We start from the raw sequence: 26,915 nt of genomic DNA, 5'->3' as shown, positions 1-26,915 counted from the left end.
ATACCCTACACCCACCCACTGGAGGAGGGGCCAGGAGCCCCGTTGCGGGCCCCTTACCGGCGATTTGACCTACATCAAGCCGGAGTTAAATAGTTGCTATCCAACACCAAAGAGTGTTGTTATGTCTCTGTTAACTGATAAAATGCCACAACCATCGTAATGGACTACCCTCTAGAACATGGCGTGACAAGCTTCTATCGACGCCAGCACAAGGCCACGGAGTGGGCCGATGCCGACTTACAGGTCTGCCGATCTGAACTGCAACCCCAGGATGACGTAATTCTTTTTCAGGACACCAGAATCAGGGTCAGGCTGAACCGACAGTGTTAAATTTTAATAATCAGTTGCTACGAATCCGGGAACATTCATGCAAACACCACACATTCTGATCGTCGAAGACGAACTCGTCACCCGCAATACCCTCAAGAGCATCTTTGAGGCCGAAGGCTACACCGTTCTCGAGGCCAACAATGGCGACGAGATGCATCAGGCCCTGACCAGCCACACCATCAATCTGGTGATCATGGACATCAACCTGCCGGGCAAAAACGGCCTGTTGCTGGCCCGTGAGCTGCGCGAGCACGACAACATCGCCCTGATGTTCCTGACCGGCCGTGACAATGAGGTAAACAAGATCCTCGGTCTCGAGATCGGTGCCGATGACTACATCACCAAGCCCTTCAACCCCCGTGAGCTGACGATCCGTGCCCGCAACCTGCTCAGCCGTACCATGAACGCCAATGGTGCCGGTGAAGAGAAGAAACTGGTTGAGCGCTACAAATTCAACGGCTGGGCACTGGACATCAACAGCCGCGCTCTGGTCAGCCCGAGCGGCGATCTCTTCAAGCTGCCCCGCTCCGAGTTCCGCGCCATGCTGCACTTCTGTGAGAATCCCGGCCAGATCCAGACCCGTGCCGAGCTGCTCAAGAAGATGACCGGTCGCGAGCTCAAGCCCCACGATCGCACCGTCGACGTGACCATCCGTCGTATTCGCAAACACTTCGAGAGCGTGACCGATACCCCCGAGATCATCGCCACTATTCACGGCGAAGGGTACCGCTTCTGCGGCGAGCTGGAAGTAGAGTAAACCTTGCTGTATTCCACAAAGGGCGCCTCGGCGCCCTTTGTCGTTATCCTTCTGGCCTCAGGAGTGAGAGAGGCCGGCGATGGTCACCGAAACATGCTCGGCCCCGCGGCGGATCTCCTCCATCACACTCGCCACCTCACCAATTTGTCGCTGGCCCTGCTGGGCACTGGAAGAGACGGCCCCCATCTGGGCGCTGACCTGACCGGTGAGCTCACGATTCTTGCGCACCACATTGGCTATCTCCCCGGTCGATTGAGACGTTCGGGCCGCCAGCTGGCGCACTTCGTCGGCCACCACCGCAAATCCCCTCCCCTGATCACCGGCCCGGGCCGCCTCGATAGCGGCATTGAGCGCCAGCAAATTGGTCTGATCGGCGATCCCGCTGATGGTTGAAACAATAGCCTCAATGCTTTGTGACTGGGCGTTGAGTTTGTCCATGTAGTCGCTGGCCTCCTCCATCTGCGAGGCGATACTGGCCGATGTCTCCACCACCCCCGTCAACAGATTGACCCCCTTGCGAGCCGATTGTTCGGTCTCAACCGAAGTCGATCTGGCCACCTCGGCAACCTCCTGCACCGCATGGGCTCGCTTTATCTGGGCCGTGATATCGGCGGCAAACTTGATCACCTTGGTCACCTTGCCACCTGCACCAAAGATGGGGTTGTAGGTGGCCTCAATCCAGACTTCCTCTCCATGATGGCCTCGCCGCAGAAACTGGCCAGACTTGAAGCGCCCCTGGGCCAGATCCTCCCAGAAATGGGGCTGCTCACGATAGAAGCTCTCGTCGCAGAAGATACGGTGATGTTTTCCCTTGATCTCGTCGAGGCGATACCCGAGGGTGTCGAGGAAGTTCTTGTTGGCGTTAAGGATCTCCCCGTGGGGAGTAAACTCGATAATGGCCATGGAGCGGTCCAGGGCCTGGAAGAGGGCCTCCTGAGTCAGCCTCTGATCCTGCTGGGCCGTCACATCCAGTGCAATCTTGATCACCTGGACCACACTCCCTTCGACCTTCACCGGGAAGTAGGTCGCCTCCAGCCAGATGTTTTGGCCCTGCTTGCCGCGCCGCCGGAAGGTCCCTGACTTGACCTGGCCCTGAGCCAGCTCCTGCCAGAAACGTTGGTACTCCGGCGAGTGGCGCTCACTCTCGTCACAAAACATGGAGTGATGATGACCCACTACCTCGGGCAGGGTATAACCCACGGTTTTCAAAAACAGTGCATTGGCATCGACCACCTCCCCCTGGGGAGTGAAGGTGATGCTTGCCATGCTCTGGTTGAGCGCCTCGATGAATGCCTTTTGCCGGGCCAGCTCGGAACGGGTCAGCTCCAGCTCTCCCTTAAGCCTGTTATTGAACATCTCTTCACCTCATACGAGCTATACGATCGCCCTGCATGGTGGCGACCTCCTTGTCACGAGCCATCACAAGACGGCTTGCGTTCAGTATGAATCAGGGAGAGAGTCCATGCCGAAGAGAGAGGGATTGAGGAGGCAAGAAATGAAAAGAGAGGCGATAGAGACAAAAAAACCGCCCTGATGGCGGCCTTGATGTGGAGCGGGCAGCGGGAATCGAACCCGCATCATCAGCTTGGAAGGCTGAGGTAATAGCCATTATACGATGCCCGCACGCATTGTATGGAGCGGGTGATGGGAATCGAACCCACGCTAAGAGCTTGGGAAGCTCCCGTTCTACCATTGAACTACACCCGCTTGGTGGACCCACTATATGGTTTTTCAGGATAAGCGCAACGACCTTGATGCACTTTTTTGCTGTTGCCCCTACCGTTCGACCACCATTTAACCAAGGTGATGATTTTTCACACCAACGTCTCTTATTCTGATGCGACTGCCGGTTGCCAAGGGGGGAACCCGCAGATAGTCTTGCGCCACCCCGAGCAAATGGAGGTGGCATGGACAAACAGACACAAAAGCGCCTGTACGGCTGGCTGCGCAAGCAATCGGCTCACGGCAAACGCTGGATCGGCATGAGTATCGCCCTTGGCCTCGCCCAAGGGGTCTTGATGGTGGCGCAAGCCTGGCTGCTGGCGACCCTGTTGCACAGCTTTATCATGCTCAAGCAGGCGCCAGCCGAGATGCTCCCTCACTTCGCCGCCCTGCTGATCACCACGGCACTCAAGGCGGCGGCCGCCTATGGTCGTGAAATAACCAGCTTTCGGGCCGGTGCCGCAGTGCGTCAGACCATCCGTGATCTGGTGCTGACTCGTCTCTCTCAATTGGGCCCGGCCTACATCCAGCGCCGGCCGGCCGGCAGCTGGGCCAGCCTGCTGCTCGAACAGGTGGAAAACATGCAGGAGTTCTTCTCCCGCTATCTGCCCCAGATGGCCATCGCCGTCTTCATTCCCCTGGTGATCCTGGTGGCCGTGTTCCCGGTCAACTGGGCTGCGGGCCTTATCTTGCTCGGCACGGCGCCACTGATCCCCTTCTTCATGATCCTGGTCGGCGTGGGGGCCGCCGATGCCAACCGTCGCAACTTCCACTCCCTGGCCCGCCTCTCCGGCCACTTCCTCGATCGCCTGCGCGGCCTGCGTACCTTGCAACTGTTCCTGCGCGCCAGTGAAGAGGGCAAGGTCATCGAGCGCGCCTCCGAGGAGTTTCGTGCCCGCACCATGGAGGTGTTGCGCCTCGCCTTCCTCAGTACTGCGGTACTGGAGTTCTTCGCTGCCATCGCGGTGGCACTGGTGGCGGTCTACTTCGGCTTCAGCTACATAGACCATCTGGATTTTGGCCACTATGGTGCCGAGATCACCCTCTTCACCGGCCTCTTTGTGCTCTTTCTGGCTCCCGAGTTCTACGCTCCCCTGCGCGAACTGGGTGCTCACTACCACGCCAAGGCCCAGGCCATTGGTGCCGCCGAGCAATTGCTCGACTTCCTCGAGGCAGAGGTGGCAGAGCCCGCCTCGGGACGCGCCCCCTTCTCTGCCGCAGCCCCCATCGCCATAGAGGCGTGCGCTCTTGAGGTGCTGAGCGCCGAAGGCAAGGTGCTGGTCGGCCCCCTCTCCTTCTCCATCGCGGCGGGCAGCCAGGTGGCTCTGGTCGGGGTCAGTGGTGCCGGCAAGAGTTCCCTCATCAATGCCCTGCTTGGTTTTATGCCCTACCGGGGAAGCCTCAAGGTCGACGGGCAAGAGCTGCGCGAGCTCGACATGGTGCAGTGGCGCCGCCAGGTAGGCTGGCTCTCCCAACATCCTCAGCTGCTCACCGCCTCGGTGCGCGACAACCTGCAGCTGGCCGCCCCCCGCGCCGATGATGCCGCCCTGGAGCTGGCGCTGCGCCGTGCCCAGGCCTGGGAGTTCGTGGCCGCCAGGGGGCTCGACTATCGGCTCGGCGACGGGGCGAGCGGCCTCTCGGTCGGCCAGGCCCAACGCGTCGCCCTCGCCCGTACCCTGCTCAAGCCGACCTGGCTGATGGTGCTCGATGAGCCAACCGCCAGTCTGGATCGCCACTCGGAGCGCGCCATCATGGCGACCCTGGCCGAGGTGATCTGCCGCCAGACCCTGGTGATGATCACCCACAGAGTCGAACAACTGGAGGGGATGGACCAGATCCTGGTGCTCGAGCGGGGCCAGCTGGTCGAGCAGGGGAACTGGCGCAGCCTGATCCGTGCCCAGGGGCCCTTTGCCACCCTGCTTGCCAACCGTGACGAAGGAGATCTCGATGCGTGACCTGCTCCCTTTCCTGCGCCTCTACCGCCAACACTGGCTGAGCCTGAGCCTCGGCCTGCTGCTGGCCCTGGTGACCTTGATTGCCGGCATGGGCCTGCTCTCCCTCTCCGGCTGGTTTCTCAGCGCCGCCGCCGTGGCAGGGCTCACGGTGGCCAGCAGCCACGCCTTTAACTACATGACCCCGGCGGGTGGAGTCCGTTTCTTCTCCATCATTCGTACCGCCGGACGCTGGGGAGACAGGGTCGTCAGCCACGATGCCACCTTCAAGGTGCTGACCCGGCTGCGGGTCTGGTTTTGGCAACGCCTGGCCCCCCTCTCCACCGGCAGCCGTGGTCAATTCCGCCAGGCTGACCTGCTCAACCGCCTGGTGGCCGATATCGATGCCCTCGACCACGTCTACCTGCGGCTGCTCACCCCCATAGGCGTGGCCCTGCTCGGTTCCCTTGCCATGGTGGGCTTTCTCAGCCTGTTTGATCCGCGCCTGGCGCTGATCCTGGGCTCTATCCTGCTGGTGAGCATGGTGCTGCTGCCCATCCTCTTCTATCACCTGGGCAAGCGTCCCGGCCGCCTCCTGATCGAACAGAAGGCCCATCTGCGCACCCGGCTGCTCGACTACCTCGGCGCCCAGGCCGAGCTGCAGATGTTTGCCGCCGCAGAGGAGCTGCACATGGCACTGCGCCGCGATGAACGTGGCCTCATCGAGGCTCAGGCCACCATGGCACGCATCACCGGCCTCTCGAGCGCCCTGATGACCCTCATCAGCGGCTGGAGCCTGGCACTGATGCTATGGCTCGCCGGTCACGGAGTGGCAGGCCAGGCGCCGGACCCCGTCACCGCCCTCATGGTGTTCGCCACCCTGGCCAGCTTCGAGGCCCTGATGCCGCTGGCCGGCGCATTCCTGCACCTCACCAGCAGCCTGACTGCGGCACGCCGGCTTAATCAGGTGCTGGAGCAGGCCGAGCCGACCACCTATGGCGAGCAACGCGAGCCAGCCCGGGGTGACCTGGTGATGGAGCGCCTCCTCTTCGCCTATCCGGGAAGCGATACCCAAGTGCTGCAAGGGGTCTCCCTCACCCTGGCCGCGGGGGAGAAAGTGGCCCTGCTCGGTCAGACCGGCTGCGGCAAATCGACCCTGCTCTCCCTCGTCACCCGTGAGTGGGAGCCGACGGCGGGCACCCTCACCCTGGGGGGGATACCTCTTTCCGACTACAGCGAAAGCGCCCTGCGCGGGGCCATGACGGTGGTGAGTCAGCGGATCCACCTGTTTAGCGACACCCTGCGCGCCAACCTGTTGCTGGCGGCGCCCGCTGCCCCGGATGAGCGCCTCGCCGAGGTACTGACCCGGGTTGGGCTTGGCCAGCTGCTGGACGATGACGGCCTCGATACCTGGCTCGGCGAAGGGGGGCGTTCGCTCTCCGGCGGCGAGCAACGACGCATCGGTATCGCCCGCGCCCTGCTCCACGACGCGCCGCTCTGGCTGCTCGACGAGCCCACCGAGGGGCTGGATCGTCAGACCGAGCAGGCCATCATGGGACTACTGCATGAGGTGTGTGCCGAACGCAGCGTGCTGCTCATCACCCATCGCCTCACCGGTCTGGCACAGATGGATCGCATCGCCGTGATGGAGGAGGGGAAGATCTTGCGCTGTGCCCCCCATGGGGAGCTGATGGTGCAGGATGACCACTACCGCCGCCTGCACCAGAGACTGACGCCGGCCTGATGTACCATGCGGGGCTGGTCGGCACAGGCCGCCCGCCCCTATAATGGCCGCTCCGACCCCGACAACAAGACACGACCATGAAACGCCTGATCCTGATGATGCCCCTGCTGGCCAGCGGCTGCGCCAACTTTGCCTTCAACAGCAACCTCGACAAGGAGAACTTCGAGGAGTACTTCAAGCCGGGTAGCGTGGAGATCTATCGCCAGGATCAGCTGACCGAGCTCAACTACCTCTACCTGGGGACCGTCGAGGGACAATCCTGCCAGGAGGGGAGTGATCAGCCGATCCCGAGTGCCGCCAATGCCCGCACCGAGGCCCGCAACCGGGCCGCCGATCTGGGGGGGAATGGACTGGTTCTCGACAAGTGCAGCGAGCGCAGCGACACGCCGGGCTGTCTCAAGCAGATCGTCTGCTACGGTCAGGCCATCAAGGTGGCCGACACCAAGTGATAGAGCGGGCCTGCGGGCCCGTTTTGCATCGTCAAGGAGTCATCATGGCCCTCTCCATCATACGTCTCGGGACGCCCCGCCAACCGGGCGAGGGGCTGCGCATCGGCACGGTACGCCGACCACCTCGCGGTATACCCAAGAGCGACTATGCCAGTGGCGACTGGTTCGATGTCTGGTACCCCAATCTGGCCCCCGGCAGCGAGACCATGAAACTCGGTCAGGAAGCAAACGACGAGCAGAGCTGGCAGCGCTTCGTACGCCGCTACCGGGCCGAGCTCAAGAGCCCGGAGGCACGCCACAACCTGGCGCTGCTGGCCGCCCTCTCCCATACCTGCGATCTCTCCATCGGTTGCTACTGCGAGAACGAGGCTCGCTGTCATCGCAGCGTGCTGCGCGAGGAGCTGGCCACCCTGGGCGCGGCCCTCGCCTGAATGGCAGGGGCGGGGCGACTGTGCTAGATTGCCCCGGTTTTTTATCGATGGAAGTGCCATGAAGTTCGAGCTCGATACCCTGGGGGTGATCCACTCCCCCTACAAGGAGAAATTCGCCATCCCGCGCCAGCCTGGTCTGGTCACCGCCTCCACCGCTCGTCTCGAGCTGTTGCCTCCCTACAACCAGGCGGATACGGTACGGGGGCTGGAGCAGTTCTCCCACCTCTGGCTCAGCTTCGTCTTCCACCAGACCATGAGTCAGGGGTGGCATCCCACGGTGCGCCCACCCCGCCTCGGCGGTAACGAACGGGTCGGCGTCTTCGCCACCCGATCCACCTTCCGCCCCAACCCCCTCGGCCTCTCTGTGGTCCCCCTGCTCGGGGTGACCCTGGAGCGGGGAGGCATCTGGCTCGAACTCGGCGCCGTGGACTTGCTCGATGGCACCCCCATCGTCGACATCAAGCCCTATATCCCCTACGCAGACAGCCTGCCCCAGGCTCGGGGCGGCTTTGCTCCCGAGGCGCCCGGCGATCTGCTGACGGTGCACTTCAGCCCCGAGGCCGAGGCGGCGCTAGCCCATCACCAGCGAGCGCAGCCTCAACTGAGGCAATTCATCGCCGAGGTGTTGGCTCAGGACCCCAGACCCGCCTACAAGAAGGGCAAACCAGACGAGAAGGAGTACGGGGTGCGCCTCTACGATCTCAACGTCCGCTTTCGAATCCGCGAGCCCGAGTGCGAGGTCACCTCGCTCGATCCCGCCCAATGAGAAGGCGCCACCCCTGGGTGGCGCCTTCTGGTATCAATGACGGTCCCGATGGCGGCTGGCGATGTCGCGAAACTGGGCCTCACAGGCGAGGAAGGCATCGACCAACGCCGGGTCGAAGTGACTGCCCCGCCCCCGGACGATGATCTCCCGCGCCTCTTCATGACTGAAGGCCGGCTTGTAGACCCGCGCCGAGATGAGGGCGTCATAGACGTCGGCAATCGCCATCAGGCGTCCCGAGAGGGGAATCGCCTCCCCTGCCAGCCCGGCCGGGTAGCCGCTGCCGTCCCACTTCTCGTGGTGGGTGAGGGCGATTTCCCGGGCCAGACGCAGGAAGGAGTTGGACCCCAGCTGAGCCTCGGCACTGGCCAGGGCATCGGCCCCGATCTGTGGATGGCGCTTCATGATGGCGAACTCTTCGTCGGTCAACTTGCCCGGCTTGAGCAAGATGGCGTCGGGGATCCCCACCTTGCCCACGTCGTGCAGGGGGGCAGATTTGAACAAGAGATCGATGGTGGCATCATCCAGAGGATAGCGATCCCAGTCGAGCCGACTGAGGTACTCGGCCAGCGCCTTCACATAGTGCTGGGTGCGGATGATATGGGCCCCGGTCTCGTTGTCCCGGGTCTCCGCCAGGGAGGCAAGACCGAGTATGGCCACATCCCGAGTCAGGTTCAGCTCGTCGCGGCGCGCCTTGAGCTCACTGATCATCTGGTTGGTCCCGGCGGCGATGAGGCCAAACTCATCATCCCGGGAAACCGGCACCCTGGCGTCGAGATCACCCACCCGAACCCTGGCCATGGTACGGGTCTGATAGGTCAGTGTCAGGGTCAGATTGCGCCCGTAGGCACGAATAATAAACCAGAGATAGGCAAATGCCGTCCCCATCACGAAGGCGACCTCCAACAGGATGAGAGCCTGGGCCGTCTGCCTGGGGAGCTGATGCTCGGCCGCCACCAGCCACTCCAGATCCTTGTTGAAGATCAGGAAGAAGACGGCCCCGAGCAATACCAGAGTCGCCAGGGTGAAGAGGGAGAACTTGCGTGTCAGCGGCATACCGATAGGGCCGCTCAGCTCGAACACCTCATGGGCCTCACACTCCCTGGCCTGCAACCACTCCCGCTGCAGCGACAGCTCGGCCGCCACCAGAAAGCCCAGGGTCAACATCCCCAGCAGGATCTTGAGATGGCTCTCCAGGGGGAAGTCAAACAGAAGCGCGTTATAGAGCGACCAGAGCGCACCGCCGAGCAGGAAGAGACCCAGCTCCACGAAGAAGCCGTTCTCCTGTGCCTCCCCCCTCGCCATCAGTCGGCTGCGCAGGGCATACATGGCGATGAAAATCACCACTACCGGTGCCCCCAGCTGGGTCAGGGTCAGCCCCTCCAGGAAGGGGCAGACCTGAATGCCGTAGAGCAGAATAAGCAGCAGGCTCGCCCCGTAATGGAGGGCGGCCCTTCGATAAATTGGATGCATAGACCCACCTGAACATGTTGTGTTGTTATTGGTGGGTCTGGCCCACCTAGCGGCGCCGAAGCAACAGGCTACCGACAGAATAGCCGGCCCCAAACGAGCAGAGAACCCCACGGGCCCCGACGGGAAGGTCGCGATTGTACAGATGAAACGCGATGATGGAACCCGCCGAGCTGGTGTTGCCGTAACGATCCAGGATCACCGGCGCCTGCTCGGTAGTGGCATCCTGGCCCAGCACCTTGCGTGCGATAAACTGGTTCATGGTGAGGTTGGCCTGGTGCAACCACAGGCGCGCCAGGCTCTCACTCCCCCATCCGGCCTCGCCAAGCTGGGTCGCGACAAGCTCGCTCACCATGGGCAGCACCTCCTTGAACACCTTGCGTCCCTGCTGCACAAACAGCTTGTCGTCACCGTAGCGGGTGTCGGGGCTGCAGCGGTTGAGGAAACCGAAGTTGTTGCGGATGTTGTTGGAGTACCGGGTCACCAGGCGCGCGTCAACCAGCTCCCAGGGGTGCGGAGTGCGGCTCGTTTCCGCGCGCTCCAGCAGCACGGCGGTGCAGGCGTCACCGAAGATGAAGTGGCTGTCACGATCGCGAAAGTTGAGGTGACCCGAGCAGATCTCCGGATTGACCACCAGAGCCAGCCGGGCGGTGCCGGCGCGCAGCAGATCGGCGGCAGTCTTGATGGCGAAGGTGGCCGAGGAGCAGGCCACGTTCATATCAAAGGCGGCTCCCCCGGCCCCCAGGTAGTGCTGCAGCTCGACGGCCAGCGCCGGATAGGGGCGCGGCATGTTGGAGGCGCCGACGATGACCAGATCGATCTCTCCCGGCTCGCGGCCGGCCTCCCGCAGCGCCTCTTCGGCTGCCGCCACCGCCATCTCCACCATGAGCGAGGGCTTGTCGTCGGCCCGCTCGGGGATGAGGGGCTGCATCACTTCAGGGTCGAGCACCCCCTCCTTGCTCATCAGGTAGCGGCTCTTGATCCCCGACGCCTTCTCGATAAAGTCGCAACTCGAATACTGCTTGGCCGGGATCTGGCCGGCGTCGATGGCCGAGGCGTTCTCCTCGTTGTAGAGGTCTACCCAGCGGTTGAAGGCCTCAACCAGCGCCTCATTGGAGACGGCGTGTGGCGGGGTATAGAGCCCACTGCCGCTGATCACGATGGCGTCCGTCGTTGTCGATGTCATTTCAGCTCCTTGGATGGGCCGCTGCTCGGCCTCGCTTATAGTTGCTCCACCGCCTCGGCAAGGCCTGCCAGCGTCAGAGGATACATGCGCTCGCCCAGTAGCGAGCCCATCAATTTGATAGAGGGGTGCCAGAGCCATTCCCGACGCGGAGTGGGATTGAGCCACACCAGCTTGGGAAAGTGAGCCTGCAGCCGCTCGAGCCAGACCTGTCCCGGCTCTTCGTTCCACTGCTCGACCGAGCCTCCCGGCCAGGTGATCTCATAGGGCCCCATGGTCGCATCCCCCACCAGGATCACCCGGTAGTCACTGCCATAGGTGTGCAACAAACGCCAGGTATCGAAACGCTCCTCATGGCGCCGTGCGTTATCCTTCCACACCGACTCGTAGAGACAGTTGTGAAAATAGAAATACTCCAGATGTTTGAACTCATGGCGCAGGGCCGAGAAGAGCCGCTGCACCTGCGCCACATGGACATCCATGGAGCCCCCCACATCGAAGAAGACCAGCAACTTCACCCCGTTGTGGCGCTCGGGACGCAACTGGAGATCAAGCCACCCCTGACGGGCGGTGCGCCGGATGGTCTCGTCAAGATCGAGCTCGCTCGGGCTGCCGCGGCGCACCCAGCGCCGCAGCCGGCGCAGGGCCAGCTGCATCGCCCGCTGGCCGAGGGGCTCCTCATCGGTGAGGTTGCGGTAAACCCGCGCCTCCCACACCTTGGCGGCGCGGCCATGGCGCGACTGCCCTCCCATCCTCACCCCTTCGGGGTGGTAACCGCCATGCCCAAACGGGCTGCTGCCACCGGTGCCGACCCACTTGTTGCCGCCGGCGTGGCGCTCCTTCTGCTCGGCCAGCCGCTCATTGAGGCGCTCGAGCAGCTTGTCGAGCCCGCCCAGGGATTGGAGCAAGGCCTTCTCCTCGGGGCTGAGCAAGCGCTCGAACTCCTGGCGCAGCCAGTCGTCCGGCAGGCTCTCCGGTAGCAAGGGGGCCTCTTGCAGCCCCTCGTAATACTCACCAAAGGCACGGTCGAAGCGATCGTAGTGGGCCTCATCCTTGACCAGTACGCAGCGCGCCAGTTGATAAAAGGCCTCCATATCGACCGACACCAGGCGTGCCGCCAGCGCGCCGTGCAAGTCGAGCAGCTCGCGCAGGCTCACCGGCAGGCGGTGGCGGCGCAGGCAGGTGAAGAAGTCGAGCAGCACGACTAGGCTCCCCGGCGGGCCAGGAAGGCCAGCTTCTCAAACAGGTGCAGGTCTTGCTCGGTCTTGAGCAGGGCGCCATAGAGGGGCGGGATCAGCTTGCCCGGCTCTCGGCTGCGCAGCAGTTCGGGGTCGATTTCGTCGGCCAGCAGCAGACGAACCCAGTCGAGCAGCTCCGAGGTGGAGGGGCGCTTGCGCAGGCCCGGCACCTCGCGCAGCTCGAAGAAGAGCTCCAGCGCCTCACCGAGCAGCGCCTCCTTGAGGTGCGGATAGTGCATGCGGACGATGGCCGCCATCTCCTCTTTCTCGGGGAAGCGGATGTAGTGGAAAAAGCAGCGGCGCAGGAAGGCATCCGGCAACTCTTTTTCGTTGTTGGAGGTGATGATGACGATGGGGCGCCGATGCGCCGTTACCCGCTCGCCGGTCTCGTAGACGTCGAACATCATGCGATCGAGCTCGAGCAGCAGATCGTTGGGGAACTCGATATCGGCCTTGTCGATCTCGTCGATCAGCAGCACGGGACGCTCATCGGCGGTGAAGGCCTGCCACAGCTTGCCGCGGCGTATGTAGTGATGGATGTCGGCGACGCGCGGATCGCCAAGCTGGGAGTCGCGCAGGCGGGCGACCGCGTCGTACTCATAGAGTCCCTGCTGGGCCTTGGTGGTCGACTTGATGTGCCAGGCGATGAGCTCGCAGCCAAATGCCTCGGCCACTGCCTCCGCCAGCATGGTCTTGCCGGTACCGGGCTCCCCCTTGATGAGCAGGGGTTTCTCCAGCACCACGGCGGCATTGACCGCCATCTGCAGTGCCTCTGAGGCGAGATACTGCCCACTTCCCTGAAATTGCATCCTCGTCACTCCTTGCGCTCGAGGTGGAGAACCACAGCATAAGCTGCATAGGTTCTAATAACATATGGTTATAACAATTCGTCACTTCTCATTCAGATTCGAGGCGTTACTCTTAACCCATCTCCGACCGACACCACAGGGACCAGTACCATGAGCAAGATCTACGAGGACAACAGCCTGACCATAGGCAACACCCCTCTCGTTCGCCTCAACCGGGTGACCAAGGGACGTGTCCTGGCCAAGATAGAGAGCCGCAATCCCAGCTTCAGCGTCAAGTGCCGGATCGGCGCCAATCTGATCTGGGATGCCGAGAAACGCGGCGTCCTCAAGGCCGGTAAGGAGCTGATCGAACCGACCAGCGGCAATACCGGCATCGCCCTGGCCTTCGTGGCGGCGGCTCGTGGTTATCCTATCACCCTCACCATGCCGGCCACCATGAGCCTGGAGCGTCGCAAACTGCTCAAGGCCCTGGGTGCCAATCTGGTGCTGACCGAAGGCCCCCTCGGCATGAAGGGGGCGATCGCCAAGGCCAACGAGATCCTCGCCTCAGACCCCGACAAGTATGTACTGCTGCAGCAGTTCGAAAACCCGGCCAACCCGGAGATCCATGAAAAGACCACGGGCCCCGAGATCTGGGAAGCCACCGACGGCGATGTGGACGTGTTTGTGGCCGGCGTCGGCACCGGCGGGACTATCACAGGCGTCTCCCGCTATCTGAAACAGACCAAAGGCAAGGCCGTGGTCTCGGTCGCCGTCGAGCCGGCCGAATCCCCGGTGATCAGCCAGACCCTGGCCGGTGAAGAGCTCAAGCCCGGCCCCCACAAGATTCAGGGGATCGGTGCCGGCTTCATCCCGGGTAACCTGGATCTGTCGCTGCTCGATCGGGTCGAGCAGGTAACCAGTGATGACGCCATCGAGATGGCGCGTCGCCTGATGGAAGAGGAAGGAATCCTGGCCGGCATCAGCTCGGGCGCCGCCGTCGTGGCCGCCAATCGCCTGGCCGAGCTGCCGGAGTTTGAAGGCAAGACTATCGTGGTCATACTGCCGAGCGCCGCCGAGCGCTACCTCTCCAGCGCCCTGTTTGCCGGTGTCTTCACCGAGCAGGAGCTGCAGCAGTAAGGACTTTACCTCCTCTCCCTCCCCCCGATCACGGCGCTCACTTGAGCGCCGTGCCTCCTTTGGCTAGCCTCTTCGACACCAGACAAGAACGACGCCCTTATTTTAAGGGGTAAAATAACAACCCTTTGCACGTCGAAAAGAGCAGACAAAACGTGATAAATCTCATACTCTATGGCCCGTCACGGCATGTTTGCCGGCAAGGTATCACAAAGTAACATAGTGTTATTTTTCGTTATGAAATAATCTCCAAGCCCGACGCCGTGCGGCCTTGCGAGAGAAATGACGAGAAAAATGAGCGTTCTCCACGGAGAAGTGCACAGAAAATTGACCTGGATTAAACCTTTGCCAGTTCGATTTCGTTACTTTACAACATATGCATACTGCAACTGTCCGGAAAACGGTTACATGTGCCGAACCGGACGTGAAAATATCAATAATATGGGGTGAAACCATGTACGAGAAGTCTGTAGTCATCACTGCTGAAAACGGCCTGCACACCCGTCCGGCAGCTCAGTTCGTCAAAGAAGCCAAAGAGTTCCAGAGCGAGATCACCGTGGTTTCCGGTGGTAAGTCCGCCAGCGCCAAGAGCCTGTTCAAACTGCAGACTCTGGGCCTGACCAAGGGCACCAACGTGACCATCCAGGCCGACGGCCCGGACGCCCAGCAAGCCGTAGAGAAGCTGGTAGCCCTGATGGACGAGCTGGAGTAATCCAGCTTTTCCCTCCCCCCACAGTCTTAGGTTCTATTTAGGATAGGGTTATGATATCTGGCATTCTGGCGTCCCCCGGCATTGCATTCGGCAAGGCGCTGCTCCTGAAAGAAGAAGAGATCGTGATCAACCAGGCTCCCATTGCACAGAGCCAGGTCGAGAGCGAAATCAGCCGCTTCATCGAAGCGCGCTCCAAATCCGCAACCCAGCTGGAAGCCATCAAAGAGATGGCGGGTCGCACCTTCGGTGAAGAGAAAGAGGCCATCTTCGAAGGCCACATCATGCTGCTCGAAGATGAAGAGCTGGAAGGCGATATCAAGTCCTTCATCAAAGAGAACCAGGCTTCGGCTGACCGTGCAATCTATGAGGTCATCGAGCAGTACGCCCGCATGATGGCGGAACTCGATGACCCCTATCTGCGCGAGCGTGCCACCGACTTCCGTGACATCGGTACCCGCCTCATCAAGAACACTCTGGGTATCCCCGTTGTCAACCTGAGCACCATCGATGAAGAGGTGATCCTGGTCGCCAAAGACCTGACCCCCTCCGAGACCGCTCAGATCAACCTGAAATACGTGCTGGGTTTTGTCACCGATATCGGTGGCCGCACCTCCCACACCTCCATCATGGCCCGCTCCCTCGAGCTGCCGGCCATCGTGGGCACCAACGACATCACCAACCGTGTCAAGAACGGCGACATGATCCTGCTCGACGCCATCAACAACAAGGTGGTGATCAACCCGAGCGACGCCGAGCTGACCCAGTTCAAAGAGACCCAGGCTCGCTACCAGGCCGAGAAAGATGAGCTGGCCAAGCTCAAGGATCTGCCGGCTATCACCCTGGACGGCCATCAGGTCGAGGTGTGCGCCAACATTGGTACCGTCAAGGATACCGAAGGTGCCATCCGCAACGGCGCCGAGGGTGTCGGTCTCTACCGCACCGAATTCCTGTTCATGGATCGTGACGCCCTGCCGAGCGAAGATGAGCAGTTCCAGGCCTACAAAGAAGTGGCCGCGGCCATGCCGAACCAGCCGATCATCGTCCGTACCATGGACATCGGCGGTGACAAGGAACTGCCCTACATGAACTTCCCGAAGGAGATGAACCCCTTCCTGGGCTGGCGCGCCGTGCGCATCTTCTTCGACCGTACCGACATCATGAATGCCCAGCTGCGCGCCATCCTGCGTGCCTCCGCCTTCGGCAAGCTGCGCATCATGTTCCCCATGATCATCTCCGTCGAGGAGTTCCGCAGCCTCAAGGCAACCGTGGAACAGCTGAAGGCCGAACTGCGCGCCGAAGGTCATGCCTTTGATGAGAACATCGAAGTGGGTATCATGGTCGAGACACCGGCTGCCGCCGTGATGGCTCACCACCTGGCCAAGGAAGTGGACTTCTTCAGCATCGGCACCAACGATCTGACCCAGTACACCCTGGCCGTGGACCGTGGCAACGAGATGATCTCCGCCATGTACAACCCGCTGTCGCCCTCCGTCCTGAACCTCATCAAGATGGTGATCGACGCGTCCCACGCCGAAGGCAAGTGGACCGGTATGTGCGGCGAGCTGGCTGGTGACGAGCGTGCTACCCTGCTGCTGCTCGGCATGGGGCTGGACGAGTTCTCCATGAGCGCTATCTCTGTTCCGCGCATCAAGAAGCTCATCCGCAACACCAACTTCGAAGATGTGAAGGCGATGGCAGACCAAGCCCTGAGCTTTGCAACCGCCGCCGAAATCGAAGCCTGCGTCGATAGCTTTATCAAGCAGAAGGCAGTCTGCTAAGATCGGCAGCAAACAGCGACAATAATTCTCTAGGAGCTTTAACTATGGGTCTGTTCGACAAACTGAAGAAACTGGTCTCCGACGACAGCAGCGACACCGGCGGCATCGAAATCTTTGCCCCTCTGTCCGGTGAAATCGTACCGATCGAAGATGTGCCGGATGTCGTGTTTGCCGAGAAGATCGTAGGCGACGGTATCGCCATCAAGCCGGCCGGCAACAAGATGGTTGCGCCGTGCGACGGTACCATCGGCAAGATTTTCGAGACCAACCACGCCTTCTCCCTGGAGTCTGACAGCGGCATCGAGCTGTTCGTCCACTTCGGTATCGACACCGTCGAACTGAAGGGCGAAGGCTTCAAGCGTATCGCTCAGGAAGGCCAGCAGGTCAAGAAGGGCGACGTGATCATCGAGTTCGATCTGGCGCTGCTGGAAGAGAAGGCCAAGTCTACCCTGACTCCGGTTGTCATCTCCAACATGGACGAGATCAAAGAGCTGACCAAGCTGACTGGCGCCGTGACCGTGGGTGAAACCCCGGTAATCCGCATCAAGAAGTAAGTCGCTGACGACCACGGTTGTCGAGTGAACGAGACCGGAGCCCCCAGGCTCCGGTTTTTTTTCGCCCCCCCACTGCGCCACCCATTTGAGCGGTGATAGAATCCGCGCGCCCAAGTGAACCACAAGCCTGATGGCTACACCGGAATCCCTATGCGAATCATGAACAGAGGCGTGCTCCAGGCCATGCTGCTGATCCTGGCCAGTCTGATGCTGGCCATGCCTGCGGCTCAGGCGCAGGAGCCGCCGACCCGTAACCAGATCCAGCGTCAGCTCGACGAACTCGCCAAGCAGGAGACGCTGACGGCGGGCCAGCAGGATGACCAGAAACGCCTGAACGAGGCGCTCTCTACCCTGGATGCCATCACCAAGGCCAGGAACAAGGCCAAGGAGAGCGCCCAGCAACTGCGCGACCTGCCGACCCGGCTCAAGAGCGTGACCGCAGAACTGGCGGCGCTGGGCAAGGGGAAGAGCCGGGAAGAGCTGGCCAAAGAGTATGACAAACTCCCCCTGGAGCGTCTCGATGCCCTGCAGAGCGAGACCCTCACCAACCTGCAAACCCTGCAGGAGCAGCTTGGCGCCATCAATAGCCGTCTCACTTCGTTGCAGACATTGCCCGAGCGCGCCCAGGCCACCATGAGCCGGGATTACCAACGCAGCCAGGATATTCGTAGCCGACTCACCAGCGGTGAAGCCTCGTCGGCCGCCAAACTGCAACTGCAGGCCGAGCAGGTGCTCATCGAGCTGCAGCTGGCCCAGCTGCAAAAAGAGCTCGACAGCCGTACCGGCTTGCAGGAGTTCACCACCAAGCAGCGGGATCTGGTCAACCTTAAACTCTCGGCCGAGCAGCTGAGGCTGGAGGTGCTGCAAGAGCGCATCAGTGCCAAGCGGCTGGGAGCGACCGAGAAGGCGGCCGAGGAGACCGGCGAGCTGGTTGCCAACGAAGACAGCCCCCTGATCCAGCACGAGCAGGAGCTCAACCACCAGCTCAGCCAGCAGCTTATCGCCGCCACCGGCAACCTGAACCAGCTGGTACAGAAGAACCTGCAATCCAAGAGCTGGCTCGATCGCGGCACCCAGATGGAGCGCAACCTCAACGAGCAGGTGGAGATGCTCAAGGGCAACCTGCTGCTGTCGCGCATCCTCTATCAACTCTACCAACAGCTGGAGAGCGCCCCGACCCAGCTGGTGAAAAACCTGGCCGAACAGATCGCCGACTTGCACCTGGCCCAGTTCGAGCTGAGCCAACAGCGGGATCAGCTCTATCAGAAACAGAGCTATATCGACACTCTGATCGCCCAGAGCAGCGACCCGGTCAGCGACGAGGATCGCAACCAGCTGGCAGAGCTGGTGGACACCCGGATCGTCCTGCTCGATCAGCTCAACCGGCAGCTCGATTCGCAGCTCACCACCGCCATCAGCCTGCAACTGACCCAGCAGCAGATCCAGCGGGTCTACAGCCAGATAGAGTTCACCCTGCAGCAGCACATCTTCTGGGTAAGCAGCAACAAGCCTATCGACGGCAAGTGGCTGATCGCCTGGCCGGGTCTTGCCTTCAAGCAGTCGAGCGAGTGGGCATTGCGACCGGACTGGAGCCAGTGGGGCGAGATGCTGCTGCCGGTGAGCCTGCTGGCCCTGCCCATGCTGCTGCTCGCCGCCCTGCTGCGCTGGAAGCGTCCCTTGCTGCAACACAAGCAGGAGAAAATCCGCAAGGATCTCGGCCGCTTCCGTCACGACAGTCAGTGGCACACCCCCAAGGCCCTGTTGTGGGCCCTCATCACTCGCCTGCCCGGCAGCCTGACCATAGGGGCCGTCGGCCTGCTGCTCACCTACTGCGGCCTGCTCAGCCCCAAGCTCATCTTCGTGATGACGGTCAACCTGGCCCTCGGCTACCTGGTCTTTGGCCTCTATCTCGATGTGATGCAACCGGGCGGCATCGGCGAGAGCCACTTCCGCCAACCCAAGGCCGAGCTGCAGGCCAAGCACGCCAGCATGCGCTACCTCTGGCTACCCTTGCTGCCGCTTATCATGCTCTCCACCAAGGGGACGGTCGAGCCCTCCACCCTGGCCAATGACGTCATCGGCCAGGCCCTCACCATCGCCCTGTTGGCCCTGACCGCCTACCTGGTCTTCCCCATCAGCCGTGCCCGCATCAAGGGCGAGGCGAGCCTGGGGCAGAACCTGTTGGCCATGGCGCTGGCGCTGGCCCCCCTGGCCCTCATCGTGCTGGTGGTGATGGGCTACTACTACACCTCCCTCAAGCTGACCGGCCGCCTCATCGAGTCCTTCTACCTGATGCTGCTGTGGAGCCTGGTCTACCGCACCGCCCTGCGCGGGCTCGAGCTGGCAGCACGCCGTCTGGCCTGGCGCCGCGCCATCGCCAAGCGCGAGCAGAAGGTCACCGAGGATGCGGAAGGAGGCGAGACGGTTGAAGAGCAGCCCATGGCACTGGAAGAGGTGAGCCAGCAGTCTCTGCGTCTGGCCCGCATCGTGCTTCTTGGCATCTTCGGCTTCGCCTTCTACTGGCTCTGGTCCGATCTGGTGGCCGTCTTCTCCTACCTCGACGGCATAGTGCTGTGGCACAAGAGCGAGGGCACCGGGGCCAATGCGGTGCTCTATCCGGTCAGCCTGCGCGATGTCATGGCCGGCCTCTTCATGCTCGGGGGCGCCTGGTCGCTGGCCCGCAACCTGCCCGGCCTGCTCGAGGTACTGGTGCTATCGCGCCTGCGCCTGGGCCAAGGCACCGCCTACGCCATCACCACCATGCTCAACTATGTGCTGCTGAGCGTGGGCGTGCTGGTCTCCCTCTCCCTGATGGGGGTGCAGTGGGACAAGTTGCAGTGGGTGGCGACCGGTCTGTCGGTCGGTATCGGCTTCGGCATGCAGCAAATCGTGTCGAACTTCGTCTCGGGCATCATCATCCTGTTCGAGCGTCCGGTGCGGATCGGTGACACCGTCACCATCGGCACCTTCTCGGGCACCGTCTCGAAGATCCGGATCCGGGCCACCACCCTCACCGACTTCGACCGCAAGGAGGTGATCATCCCGAACCAGCAGCTGATGACCGAACGTCTCATCAACTGGTCACTGAGCGATACGGTCACCCGGGTGATCGTCCGGGTCGGGGTGGCCTATGGCTCGGATCTCGAGATGACCCGCAAGCTGCTGCTGCAGGCCGCCCAGGAGAACAGCCGGGTGCTCAAGGAGCCGGAGCCCATCGTCTATTTCCTCACCTTTGGTGCCAGCACCCTGGATCATGAGCTGCGCTTCTTCGTCAGCGAATTGGGGGACAGAAACCCGGCCATCGACGAGCTGAACCGTCGCATCGACCTGCTCTTCAAGGAGCATGGCATCGAGATCGCCTTCAACCAGATGGATATCTACATCAAGAACATGAAGGGGGACGAGCAGAAGATAGAGTCACGCTCTTCCCTCCCTCCCGCCGACGAGGCCAAGGGTTAATCCCCTAGCCTGCCCAGAGGCCCGCTCCGTGCGGGCCTCTCTTATTTCGGCCCCCCACGATCCTGGCCCTCTTCTCCCCCTCCCTCTATGTTTACTGACAAGGTTATCGGACCACTTCTGACGGCCACATTTTGGCCTCCCCCCTTGGAGGCAGATGGAGCTATACTGGTCCGACTGCATGACCCAGGAGGGCGTACGTGATGGAAAACAAGCAGCTTGAAGGTAGTATTCTCATCCCGGCCCCGGTCGAGGCGGTCTGGAATGCCTGGACCACGGAGCATGGTATCCGCAGCTTCCTGGCCCCCGATTGTCTGGTGGTGGCCGAACCCAACGGTCCCTTCGAGATCTATTTTCGCCTCGACGAGGCCCACGGCCTGCGTGGCACCGAGGGGTGCCGTATGATGGCGGTGATGCCCTATGATCTGCTCAGCTTCAGCTGGAACTTTCCACCCCATCTGACCCATATCCGTCATCAGAAGACCCAGGTCTGCCTGCGCTTCGCCCCGGAGGGGATGAGCACCCGCCTCCACTTCGTCCAGACCGGCTGGGCCAACGATCCGGAGTGGAATCAGGGTTTCGAGTTCTTTCAGGACGAGTGGTTCAACCTCTTCCTGCCACGCCTGCGCTGGTACTTCCTCAATGGTCCCGTTGACTGGCGCGATCCGCCGAGCCGGGAGGCACTCGCCACCACGGGTGCCGACTACTGCGTCATTGGCTGCGCCACGGTTTGAGGCTATGCTGGGGGCCCGTTGTCAGCAGCCCTCAGCCCATGAATATCGTCGCCGTCACCGCCTGCCCTACCGGTATTGCCCACACCTACATGGCCGCCGACGCCCTGCGCAAGGCGGCCAATGCCCTCAACATGAAGATCAAGGTCGAGACTCAGGGCGCCATGGGGATCGAGAACATCCTCACCGCCCACGACATCGCCCGGGCCGATCTGGTGCTGCTTGCCTCCGATATCGAGGTCGAGCAGAAGGAGCGCTTCCTCGGCTGCCCCCAGCGTCGGGTCTCTCTCGAGGCGGTGCTGCTCGATCCCATCGCCGTGCTGCAGGCGGCAGGTGGCCATGCCCCGGCGTGAGCTCACCTTCTACTGCCATCGCCCCCTTACCATTCCCCAGGCACGCCAGCTGCGGCGGCTCGGGGGCATGTTCCGCGCCCGACTCTGCCTGATTAACCTGAGCCGTCGCCAGCAGGGGGACCCGGCGCAACTGCTGGCCCTGCTCAGCGCCGCCGCGCGTCAGGGGGATCTTTGCCAACTGGTGATCGAGGGAGCGGATGCCGAGCTGGCCCACATGGTGCTTACCTCCTGGGTCACCGAGCTGGGACACTTGCTGGGCGGCAAGCGCCCCGGCTTCGCCCAGGCCCAGAGCCGGCTCGAACGTACACTGCCCGGCTATCGTCTGACGCCGGCCATGGTGAGTGAGCGACACGATCCCCTCACCAAAGAGCAGGCGTTGGCACATCTGGTGGGGCGACTCCCTGCCGATATCCTGACGGACCCGGAACAGCTGCTCCGTCAATTGCAAGAGCGCGAGCAGATCTCTCCCACCCTGATCCGCGCCGGGCTCGCCATGCCCCATGTGCTGAGCGAGGCGGTGCAGGCCCCCGCCCTGACCCTGCTGCAGAGCCCGCTCGGGCTGGAATGGGGCTCCCCCCTCGGGCCAGTCAATACCCTGATCCTGATGGCGGCCCCGCGTGCGCTCCCGCCCGAGCGACTGCGCCCCCTCCCCATCCTGGTGCAAAACCTGCTGGGAGAGACGCTGGGCCCGGCGCTGCTGCGCGCCTCCAGCGCCAGCGCTCGTCACGCCATCCTGGTCGAGGGTCTCACCACTTGGGTGACGCTGTAACGGCGCCCTCTCCCGGCTGGCTCAGCTCCCGGTATTGAGAGGGCGTCAGGCCAGTCTTCTGCTTGAAGACCCGGCAGAAGTAGTTCACGTCCCGATAGCCACAGCGGCGGGAGACCTCCTCGAGGCGAAAGCGATACTTCTTGAGCATGAATTTCGCCCGCTCCAGCCTCACCCAGCCTATGTAATCAGCCAGGCGCATGTGTCCCTGCTGGCGAAACAGGCGCGACAGGTGGCTGGCCGAGAGGTTGAAGCGTGCCGCTATGCTCTCCCGGCAGATGGGGCGGTGGAAGTTCTCCTGAATGTAGATGCAGATGCCGTGGAACAGATCCGCCCCGCGGGCGCGTCCGGCGGCAGACTCCAGCAGCAGCTGGCGGCTCCCCGCCAGCAGGGCCAGTAGCAGGTAGTTATCCATCGGCGCCGTCACCGCCTCCCGGGCCAGGGTGTCGAGGGCCTGCAGTGTCGGATCCAGGGCGCGCCCGGTGGCCCCCGGGATACTGTGTTTCTTCACATCGGCAAACCCCGTCTCTCCCCGGCGCTTGACCACCAGGCTCAGCCCCAGTTGCCGCTTGCCAAAGAGCAGACTCAGCACGGTGCACTCCCGCTCCCAGTCCGGCTTGTTCCAACCATTGGGGGGAATATAGAGGGCCTGGCCCGGCAGCACACTCACCTCTCGTACCTCCTGCTCGGGGCACCAGAGCCGGTTCACATACTCGCCGTCGAACACCAGCTCGAGACGGGGAAAGTTGACCTGGTAGCTAAAGCTGGGGGGGACCCCGCGATCGGCGGCAAACCACACCCGCTCAAAGCCGGCGTCGGCGCCGAGCAGCCCATCCAGCAACTGGGTAAAAACAAGGCTCATCAATGATCTCGCTCAAGGGGAGCGACCACGCCGTTGGGTCGCGCCATCCCCGCCATGTTATAGTCCGCACCTGTTCCGTTGATGCCGTATGAGGAGCCCATCCATGAGCCAGTGCGCCTTCTTTCCGATGACCAACCCCATCCAGGGGTATGAGTGGGGCAGTCGCCATGCCCTGACCCGGCTGTTTGGCATCGCCAACCCCGATGAGCAGCCCCAGGCCGAGCTCTGGATGGGTGCCCATCCCAGCGGCTGCTCGCTGGTCGAGCAGGAGGGTCAGCTGATTCGTCTCGACGCCCTCATCGCCGCCGATCCGGCCGCCATGCTGGGCGAGGCGACGGCGGCGCGCTTCGGTACCCTCCCCTTCCTGTTCAAGGTGCTCTGCGCCGAAAAGGCCCTCTCCATCCAGGTGCACCCGAGCAAGGCCCAGGCCGAGGCGGGGTTTGCCCGGGACAACGAGGCCGGGCTCGCCCCCAATGCCCCCCATCGTAACTATCGGGACGACAATCACAAGCCCGAGCTGGTCTTCGCCCTCACCCCTTACCAGGCCATGAACGGTTTTCGGCCCCACGCCGAGATCCTCGCCCTGTTCGAGCGCCTCGCCTCACCGGCCCTGGCCCCTCTGGTAGAGGCCTTCGCCCGCGCGCAACATGAAGCGGGTCTGGCCACTCTGTTTCGTGCCCTGCTGACTCTGCAGGGGGCCCAAAAAGAGGCAGCCCTGGCCGATCTGGCCCGCACCGCCGCAGCCTGTCGCACGGAGGAGACCTTCGCCCTCATCCTGCACCTCTTCGAGCAGTACCCCGGGGATGTGGGACTGTTTGCTCCGCTGCTGCTCAATGTAGTGACCCTGCAACCCGGTCAGGCCATGTTCCTCGACGCCTGCACCCCCCACGCCTATGTGCGTGGTACCGGCCTCGAGATCATGGCCAACTCCGACAACGTGCTGCGCGCCGGTCTCACTCCCAAGCACATGGATGTGGACGAACTGCTCGCCTGCACCCGCTGCGAGCCCAAGCCCGCCGCCGAGATCCTGCTCGCCCCCCGGAGAGAGGGACGTTGCTGCCACTTCCAGGTGCCGGTGCCCGACTTCACCTTCCGCATCTACGAGGCGGGGGAGCACGAGCTGCAGGGCCAAAGCGCCGAGGTGATCTTCGCCATTGACGCCCCCCTTACCCTCGTCAGCGGCGAGCAGCGCCTCTCCCTGGCTATCGGACATTCGGCCTTCGTGCCCGCCAGCACGGCCCGCTATCGGGTCGAGAGCGAGGGGCGCTTCGCCCGGGCAGGCAACCGCTAAACCGGTCGTCACAATGAGAGCGGGAGGCCATGGCCTCCCGCTCTTTATTTGGCTGCGTTACCCCTGGGTAAGCGCCTCGATAAGGGCCCTGAGCCGGGTCTCGGCCTCCTCGTTGGCCACCTGGCAGGTGCCTGCATTGGCATGTCCGCCCCCCCCGTTGGCCAGCATGAGTTCCCCTATGTTCACATGGGGGTCGAGATTGAGGATGGAGGCCCCCACGGCGAAGACGGTGTTCTGTTTCTCCCGCCCCCACATCACATGGACCGAGACGTTGCACTCGGGGAAGAGGGCATAGATGAGGAAGCGGTTGGCCGCGTAGATGATCCCTTCGTCGCGCAGATCGAGCACCACCAGATTACCCAGTACCCGACTGCAGCGCCGGATCTGCTCCCGGGCCAGGGGCTCGTGCTCAAAATAGAGACGACTGCGCTCCTCCACATCGGGCAGGGCCAACACCTGCTCAATGGTGTGGGCACGGCAATAGCGGATGAGATCCATCATCAGGGCATAGTTGGAGATGCGAAACTCGCGGAAACGCCCGAGCCCGGTGCGGGCATCCATCAGGTAGTTGAGCAGCACCCACCCCTGTGGCTGGAGGATCTCGTCCCGGCTGAAACGGGCCGAATCGGCCTTGTCCACCGCCACCATCATGTCGTCGGCAATATGGGGGAAGCGGGCCTTGCCACCGAAGTGCTCATAGACCACTCGGGCCGCGGAGGGGGCATTGCCATCGATGATGTGATTGGGGCGCTCCCCGCTGTTGCGCAGGGTCTCCGAATGGTGATGATCGAACACCAGATGGGCCCCCGGCACATAGGGGAGATTGGTCACTATGTCACGCCCGTCGATGGCGACCTTGCCATCCTGCATATCCTTGGGGTGTACGAAGAGGATGTCGTCGATCATCTCCAGTTCGTTGAGAAGCACCGCACACACCAGACCATCGAAGTCGCTGCGGGTCACCAATCGGTATTTAGTCATAGGGAGGCTACTCCATGCCGGGGTAAGAATGTGCCCGAACTCGGGCACCAACACGCTTTGAGGTTAATCGCCCCCGCGCCCCTTCGCCAACCCGCGGCATGACCCAAAAGGACCTTGGTGGTAGGATCCCGTGGTCACATCGAGAGGAGAACGAGGGTGAGCCGCTGGAATCGATTCAGGCAGGGAATGAGACAGGGCTGGCAGAGCCTGCGCCACGGCATGGTGGCCCTGGCCGTATTGCTCAACGGCCTGCTCATCTTCAGGACCATCTATGGTATGCCGGTGGATCTGCTGGATATCTTTCACCTGCGCACCCTGGCGGGGCTGGACTTGTCACTCCTGATCAACGGACCCTGGTTTATGCTGGGGGTCTTTCTGGTGCTCAGCACTCTGGGCCTGCTGTTTCGGGCCAGGCTCGCCTGGGCCCTGAGCCTGGTGTTGCTGCTCATCACCCTGATCTATATGCTCCGCTTCTATCCGAATCTGCACCCCAATGCGGCACTCTGCCTTGCCACCATGGCCTCCCTGCTGCTACTGCGCCGGGACTTCAACCGCAGCAGCGCCACCGCCGGCAGTATCTTCGCCTTTATCAGCTTCGCCTCTCTGCTCTTCTACTCCAGCTACGGTGCCCTCTATCTGGGAGACGGCTTCGAGCCTCCCATCGAAAACCTGATGGGCGCCTTCTACTTCTCCATCGAGACCATGACCACGGTGGGGTACGGGGACATACTGCCGGTCTCGGAGGCGGCCCGCCTCTTCACCGTCTCCGTGATCATCGCCGGCATCACCGTCTTCGCCACCTCCATGAGCACCATCTTCGGCCCCCTCATCAGCGGTGGCCTCAGCAAGCTAGTCAAAGGGGACCATAAAACCATGCAGCGCAAGGATCACTTCATCATCTGCGGCCACTCCATGCTGGCCATCAATACCCTGTTGCAGTTGCACGAGCGCGGGCAGCCCATCACCCTCATCGTCAATCTGGGAGAGGAGGAGCTGGCCCAGCTGCGCCAGCGGTTGGGGGGAGACTACGACATCATGGCCGGTGACAGCAGCGACAATGCCACCCTGACACTGGCCGGTATCGGCGGCTGCAAGGCGATCCTGGCTCTGGGTGATAACGATGCCGACAACGCCTTCGTGGTACTGGCGGCCCATGATCTGGCCCCCGGAAGCAAGACCATAGTGGCGGTCAACGACAGCAAGAACATCAACAAGATCAAGAAGGTGCAGCCCGATATTCTGCTGTCGCCCCAGCTCTTCGGCAGTGAGGTGCTGGCCCGGGTACTCAACGGGGAGGAGATAGACAACCAGATGCTGATCTCTTTGCTGCTGACCCAGGGCAAGGAGGCATCCTGACGGCCCATTATTGTCAACAAGATCAATAATATAACCAGGAATAGAGTCCGACAGCTCGCCTATTTAATCACCCGATGCCACCCCTGTAGAAGGGGAACGCTGGCACTCTGCGGCGCCACTCACACTACTCAA

At 62.3% G+C, this 26,915-nt stretch carries 23 protein-coding genes and 2 tRNA genes; 16 read left to right on the top strand and 9 right to left on the bottom strand.

Going from position 1 to position 26,915, the window contains the following annotated elements:
• Window positions 1-367: 367 nt before the first annotated feature.
• Window positions 368-1,087: a two-component system response regulator ArcA gene (gene arcA, locus BN1133_RS08215; RefSeq protein WP_050666059.1), complete on the top strand. Its 720-nt coding sequence runs from the start codon at window positions 368-370 to the stop codon at window positions 1,085-1,087.
• A 57-nt stretch (window positions 1,088-1,144) separates the two neighbouring features.
• Here arcA and BN1133_RS08210 read toward each other — a convergent pair whose 3' ends face one another.
• From BN1133_RS08210 to BN1133_RS08200, 3 genes are all read right to left on the bottom strand, one after another.
• The gene (locus tag BN1133_RS08210; RefSeq protein ID WP_050666058.1) at window positions 1,145-2,443 is read right to left on the bottom strand and encodes a methyl-accepting chemotaxis protein; all 1,299 of its coding nucleotides are present in this window, start codon (window positions 2,441-2,443) and stop codon (window positions 1,145-1,147) included.
• Window positions 2,444-2,635: 192 nt separating this feature from the next.
• Window positions 2,636-2,710, bottom strand: a tRNA-Gly gene (locus BN1133_RS08205).
• A 10-nt stretch (window positions 2,711-2,720) separates the two neighbouring features.
• A tRNA-Gly gene (locus BN1133_RS08200) sits at window positions 2,721-2,794 on the bottom strand.
• Between the two features lie 200 nt (window positions 2,795-2,994).
• Between BN1133_RS08200 and cydD the strand changes: the two genes are divergently transcribed.
• The 5 genes from cydD (at window position 2,995) to tsaA (ending at window position 8,130) form a co-directional block, all read left to right on the top strand.
• Entirely contained in the window at window positions 2,995-4,764 is a 1,770-nt protein-coding gene (gene cydD, locus BN1133_RS08195) for a heme ABC transporter permease/ATP-binding protein CydD (protein WP_050666057.1), read from the top strand.
• On the top strand, window positions 4,757-6,484 hold the full coding sequence (gene cydC / locus BN1133_RS08190; protein WP_050666056.1) for a heme ABC transporter ATP-binding protein/permease CydC: 1,728 nt from the start codon (window positions 4,757-4,759) through the stop codon (window positions 6,482-6,484). The genes cydD and cydC overlap by 8 nt, the downstream gene beginning before the upstream one ends.
• A gap of 77 nt (window positions 6,485-6,561) precedes the next feature.
• Window positions 6,562-6,933: an Rcs stress response system protein RcsF gene (gene rcsF, locus BN1133_RS08185; protein WP_050666055.1), complete on the top strand. Its 372-nt coding sequence runs from the start codon at window positions 6,562-6,564 to the stop codon at window positions 6,931-6,933.
• A 44-nt stretch (window positions 6,934-6,977) separates the two neighbouring features.
• Window positions 6,978-7,364, top strand: coding sequence for a DUF488 domain-containing protein (locus BN1133_RS08180; protein ID WP_050666054.1), 387 nt, complete (start codon window positions 6,978-6,980; stop codon window positions 7,362-7,364).
• Window positions 7,365-7,422: 58 nt separating this feature from the next.
• A complete protein-coding gene (tsaA, locus tag BN1133_RS08175) occupies window positions 7,423-8,130 on the top strand; it encodes a tRNA (N6-threonylcarbamoyladenosine(37)-N6)-methyltransferase TrmO (RefSeq protein WP_050666053.1) in 708 nt (235 codons plus the stop codon).
• Window positions 8,131-8,163: 33 nt separating this feature from the next.
• Here the strand turns inward: tsaA and BN1133_RS08170 are convergent, their stop codons facing one another.
• The 4 genes from BN1133_RS08170 to BN1133_RS08155 are packed head-to-tail and all read right to left on the bottom strand — an operon-like array spanning window position 8,164 to window position 12,827.
• Window positions 8,164-9,600 (bottom strand): HD domain-containing phosphohydrolase, encoded by a 1,437-nt coding sequence (locus BN1133_RS08170; protein ID WP_050666052.1) that lies wholly within the window; start codon window positions 9,598-9,600, stop codon window positions 8,164-8,166.
• A 46-nt stretch (window positions 9,601-9,646) separates the two neighbouring features.
• Entirely contained in the window at window positions 9,647-10,783 is a 1,137-nt protein-coding gene (locus BN1133_RS08165; RefSeq protein WP_050666051.1) for a beta-ketoacyl-ACP synthase III, read from the bottom strand.
• A 35-nt stretch (window positions 10,784-10,818) separates the two neighbouring features.
• The gene (locus BN1133_RS08160; protein ID WP_050666050.1) at window positions 10,819-11,982 is read right to left on the bottom strand and encodes a vWA domain-containing protein; all 1,164 of its coding nucleotides are present in this window, start codon (window positions 11,980-11,982) and stop codon (window positions 10,819-10,821) included.
• A 2-nt stretch (window positions 11,983-11,984) separates the two neighbouring features.
• On the bottom strand, window positions 11,985-12,827 hold the full coding sequence (locus BN1133_RS08155) for an AAA family ATPase (protein ID WP_050666049.1): 843 nt from the start codon (window positions 12,825-12,827) through the stop codon (window positions 11,985-11,987).
• 150 nt (window positions 12,828-12,977) lie between these two features.
• Between BN1133_RS08155 and cysK the strand changes: the two genes are divergently transcribed.
• The 8 genes from cysK to BN1133_RS08115 all read left to right on the top strand — a co-directional run bounded on the left by cysK (window position 12,978) and on the right by BN1133_RS08115 (window position 22,296).
• Window positions 12,978-13,946 (top strand): cysteine synthase A, encoded by a 969-nt coding sequence (cysK, locus tag BN1133_RS08150; protein WP_050666048.1) that lies wholly within the window; start codon window positions 12,978-12,980, stop codon window positions 13,944-13,946.
• A gap of 451 nt (window positions 13,947-14,397) precedes the next feature.
• Complete coding sequence (locus BN1133_RS08145; protein ID WP_005338266.1) at window positions 14,398-14,655, top strand: HPr family phosphocarrier protein; 258 nt, start codon at window positions 14,398-14,400, stop codon at window positions 14,653-14,655.
• Window positions 14,656-14,705: 50 nt separating this feature from the next.
• A complete protein-coding gene (gene ptsI, locus BN1133_RS08140; protein ID WP_050666047.1) occupies window positions 14,706-16,433 on the top strand; it encodes a phosphoenolpyruvate-protein phosphotransferase PtsI in 1,728 nt (575 codons plus the stop codon).
• Window positions 16,434-16,477: 44 nt separating this feature from the next.
• Entirely contained in the window at window positions 16,478-16,987 is a 510-nt protein-coding gene (gene crr / locus BN1133_RS08135; protein ID WP_005356937.1) for a PTS glucose transporter subunit IIA, read from the top strand.
• Between the two features lie 150 nt (window positions 16,988-17,137).
• Window positions 17,138-20,446, top strand: coding sequence for a mechanosensitive channel MscK (gene mscK, locus BN1133_RS08130; protein ID WP_050666046.1), 3,309 nt, complete (start codon window positions 17,138-17,140; stop codon window positions 20,444-20,446).
• Between the two features lie 200 nt (window positions 20,447-20,646).
• The gene (locus tag BN1133_RS08125) at window positions 20,647-21,177 is read left to right on the top strand and encodes an SRPBCC family protein (protein ID WP_050666045.1); all 531 of its coding nucleotides are present in this window, start codon (window positions 20,647-20,649) and stop codon (window positions 21,175-21,177) included.
• Window positions 21,178-21,215: 38 nt separating this feature from the next.
• Entirely contained in the window at window positions 21,216-21,527 is a 312-nt protein-coding gene (locus BN1133_RS08120) for a PTS fructose transporter subunit IIB (RefSeq protein WP_050666044.1), read from the top strand.
• On the top strand, window positions 21,514-22,296 hold the full coding sequence (locus BN1133_RS08115; protein WP_050666043.1) for a PTS sugar transporter subunit IIA: 783 nt from the start codon (window positions 21,514-21,516) through the stop codon (window positions 22,294-22,296). The genes BN1133_RS08120 and BN1133_RS08115 overlap by 14 nt, the downstream gene beginning before the upstream one ends.
• Here the strand turns inward: BN1133_RS08115 and BN1133_RS08110 are convergent.
• The gene (locus BN1133_RS08110; RefSeq protein ID WP_050666042.1) at window positions 22,274-23,155 is read right to left on the bottom strand and encodes a helix-turn-helix transcriptional regulator; all 882 of its coding nucleotides are present in this window, start codon (window positions 23,153-23,155) and stop codon (window positions 22,274-22,276) included. The two genes, BN1133_RS08115 and BN1133_RS08110, sit on opposite strands and share 23 nt — an antisense overlap.
• Before the next feature lie 103 nt (window positions 23,156-23,258).
• Here BN1133_RS08110 and manA point away from each other — a divergent pair, with 103 nt between their 5' ends.
• Complete coding sequence (gene manA / locus BN1133_RS08105; RefSeq protein ID WP_082177954.1) at window positions 23,259-24,446, top strand: mannose-6-phosphate isomerase, class I; 1,188 nt, start codon at window positions 23,259-23,261, stop codon at window positions 24,444-24,446.
• 57 nt (window positions 24,447-24,503) lie between these two features.
• Here manA and BN1133_RS08100 read toward each other — a convergent pair whose 3' ends face one another.
• On the bottom strand, window positions 24,504-25,427 hold the full coding sequence (locus tag BN1133_RS08100) for an exopolyphosphatase (protein WP_050666040.1): 924 nt from the start codon (window positions 25,425-25,427) through the stop codon (window positions 24,504-24,506).
• Window positions 25,428-25,583: 156 nt separating this feature from the next.
• Here BN1133_RS08100 and kch point away from each other — a divergent pair, with 156 nt between their 5' ends.
• Window positions 25,584-26,783: a voltage-gated potassium channel protein gene (gene kch / locus BN1133_RS08095; protein ID WP_050666039.1), complete on the top strand. Its 1,200-nt coding sequence runs from the start codon at window positions 25,584-25,586 to the stop codon at window positions 26,781-26,783.
• Window positions 26,784-26,915: the final 132 nt, after the last annotated feature.

Origin of the sequence: Aeromonas schubertii (assembly GCF_000820105.1) — a bacterium.
In the GTDB taxonomy this organism is placed as follows: domain Bacteria; phylum Pseudomonadota; class Gammaproteobacteria; order Enterobacterales; family Aeromonadaceae; genus Aeromonas; species Aeromonas schubertii.
Note: the sequence above shows the minus strand (reverse complement) of the source record. Positions and strands in the feature narration are given on the sequence as shown.

Coding starts and splice junctions, on each gene's coding strand:
- BN1133_RS08110 (WP_050666042.1), bottom strand. CDS start 23,155: ATGAGCCTTGTTTTTACCCAGTTGCTGGATGGGCTGCTCGGCGCCGAC.
- cydD (WP_050666057.1), top strand. CDS start 2,995: ATGGACAAACAGACACAAAAGCGCCTGTACGGCTGGCTGCGCAAGCAA.
- BN1133_RS08155 (WP_050666049.1), bottom strand. CDS start 12,827: ATGCAATTTCAGGGAAGTGGGCAGTATCTCGCCTCAGAGGCACTGCAG.
- arcA (WP_050666059.1), top strand. CDS start 368: ATGCAAACACCACACATTCTGATCGTCGAAGACGAACTCGTCACCCGC.
- BN1133_RS08165 (WP_050666051.1), bottom strand. CDS start 10,783: ATGACATCGACAACGACGGACGCCATCGTGATCAGCGGCAGTGGGCTC.
- ptsI (WP_050666047.1), top strand. CDS start 14,706: ATGATATCTGGCATTCTGGCGTCCCCCGGCATTGCATTCGGCAAGGCG.
- BN1133_RS08120 (WP_050666044.1), top strand. CDS start 21,216: ATGAATATCGTCGCCGTCACCGCCTGCCCTACCGGTATTGCCCACACC.
- manA (WP_082177954.1), top strand. CDS start 23,259: ATGAGCCAGTGCGCCTTCTTTCCGATGACCAACCCCATCCAGGGGTAT.
- BN1133_RS08180 (WP_050666054.1), top strand. CDS start 6,978: ATGGCCCTCTCCATCATACGTCTCGGGACGCCCCGCCAACCGGGCGAG.
- cydC (WP_050666056.1), top strand. CDS start 4,757: ATGCGTGACCTGCTCCCTTTCCTGCGCCTCTACCGCCAACACTGGCTG.
- rcsF (WP_050666055.1), top strand. CDS start 6,562: ATGAAACGCCTGATCCTGATGATGCCCCTGCTGGCCAGCGGCTGCGCC.
- BN1133_RS08115 (WP_050666043.1), top strand. CDS start 21,514: ATGCCCCGGCGTGAGCTCACCTTCTACTGCCATCGCCCCCTTACCATT.
- BN1133_RS08125 (WP_050666045.1), top strand. CDS start 20,647: ATGGAAAACAAGCAGCTTGAAGGTAGTATTCTCATCCCGGCCCCGGTC.
- cysK (WP_050666048.1), top strand. CDS start 12,978: ATGAGCAAGATCTACGAGGACAACAGCCTGACCATAGGCAACACCCCT.
- tsaA (WP_050666053.1), top strand. CDS start 7,423: ATGAAGTTCGAGCTCGATACCCTGGGGGTGATCCACTCCCCCTACAAG.
- BN1133_RS08145 (WP_005338266.1), top strand. CDS start 14,398: ATGTACGAGAAGTCTGTAGTCATCACTGCTGAAAACGGCCTGCACACC.
- BN1133_RS08170 (WP_050666052.1), bottom strand. CDS start 9,600: ATGCATCCAATTTATCGAAGGGCCGCCCTCCATTACGGGGCGAGCCTG.
- BN1133_RS08100 (WP_050666040.1), bottom strand. CDS start 25,427: ATGACTAAATACCGATTGGTGACCCGCAGCGACTTCGATGGTCTGGTG.
- crr (WP_005356937.1), top strand. CDS start 16,478: ATGGGTCTGTTCGACAAACTGAAGAAACTGGTCTCCGACGACAGCAGC.
- BN1133_RS08210 (WP_050666058.1), bottom strand. CDS start 2,443: ATGTTCAATAACAGGCTTAAGGGAGAGCTGGAGCTGACCCGTTCCGAG.
- mscK (WP_050666046.1), top strand. CDS start 17,138: ATGCGAATCATGAACAGAGGCGTGCTCCAGGCCATGCTGCTGATCCTG.